Source organism: Oleiphilus sp. HI0128, assembly GCF_001635365.1.
This window is the reverse complement of the sequence record NZ_LWGG01001094.1, coordinates 1-1137: the sequence shown is the minus strand read 5'-3', so window position 1 is coordinate 1137 and position 1137 is coordinate 1. Positions and strand designations below refer to the sequence as shown.

Annotated in this window: 1 protein-coding gene and 1 pseudogene; one reads left to right on the top strand and one right to left on the bottom strand. The window is 42.7% G+C overall.

The features are described from left to right. On the bottom strand, window positions 1-512 hold a 512-nt coding region (locus A3763_RS18585; protein ID WP_156495171.1), incomplete at its 3' end, for a hypothetical protein. 149 nt (window positions 513-661) lie between these two features. On the opposite strand from A3763_RS18585, the pseudogene A3763_RS18580 reads away from it, so the two are divergent. Beyond that, window positions 662-1137: pseudogene (locus A3763_RS18580) on the top strand (ABC transporter substrate-binding protein); the annotation flags it as partial.

Below are 1137 nucleotides of genomic sequence, written 5' to 3'. Positions count from 1 at the left end.
ATAACATTTTCATTGAGGTAGCTTTGGTTGAGGGAGTCAACATATTGGAAGCCAAGCTGAAGTGAAGGTACGAGCGACCAAGCATCATAAGCAAAATAGCCACTAACTCCCGCACTGTATTCACTGGTCTCGCTATATTCTTCAAGCCGATTACCAGACGCTGCCCAAGCCTTCATCTCGGGTTTGCTATAGACATAACTCAATACCAGATCAACTGATAAAACAGGGTAGGCTAATGAAACACCAAAGCCCCACACCTTTTTCTCTAACTCAGCATCTTGGGCAAAGCTAGTATTTGCGGTTTCTTGCCAAGTATCCAGCGTGAGCATCGGCCCTTTCTGGCTAATAAAGGTGTATGTGAGATCTATAGATTCCGGGCTTAAATCAGCATCAAAACTATTGAAGCTAAGCGTTTCGCTATGCACGCCATAACTAAAGCTTAAAGAGTGCAGATTATCTTCACCAGACCAAGCAGATAGTGGAAATAACAAAAGTGCGAATAATCGATGCATATTAGGTATTTTGGTCCCATATAAAGAGTTCGAAGAGTAGCCTTAATGGCTCTGAATAGAAACCTATAAAAGCAATTCCACGCTTTCAAGCACACCCTAGTTCTGTTAAATTTCGCGCTCCACTTTCAAAAATAACAAGGATGCCACAAATGTCTCTACGAAAAGTCGTGAGCTTTCTAGCAATCGTCATATCAGTTCAGTTTTTAGTTGCCTGTGATGACAAGGTTGAACACACCCACAAAGTAGAAAAACAAGACTCATACACGCTAAAACTGGCAGAAACCTGGGGGCCTAATTTTCCTATTTTTGGTGACACCTCCAAGAATATGGCATCGATGGTCGAGAAGATGTCGAACGGTCGCTTAAAGGTCGTCATTCACTCTTCAAACAAGCATAAGTCTCCTTTTGGTATCTTCGATATGGTTAAGTCAGGCCAATACGATATGGGCCACTCTGCATCTTACTATTGGAAAGGTAAAGTGCCTGCCACCATGTACTTCACTACCATGCCTTTTGGTATGATCGCCTCCGAACAATATGCATGGTTTTACTACGGCGGTGGCATGGAATTAATGAATGAGCTATATGACCAGTACAATCTCATGTCCTTCCCTGGCGGTAACAC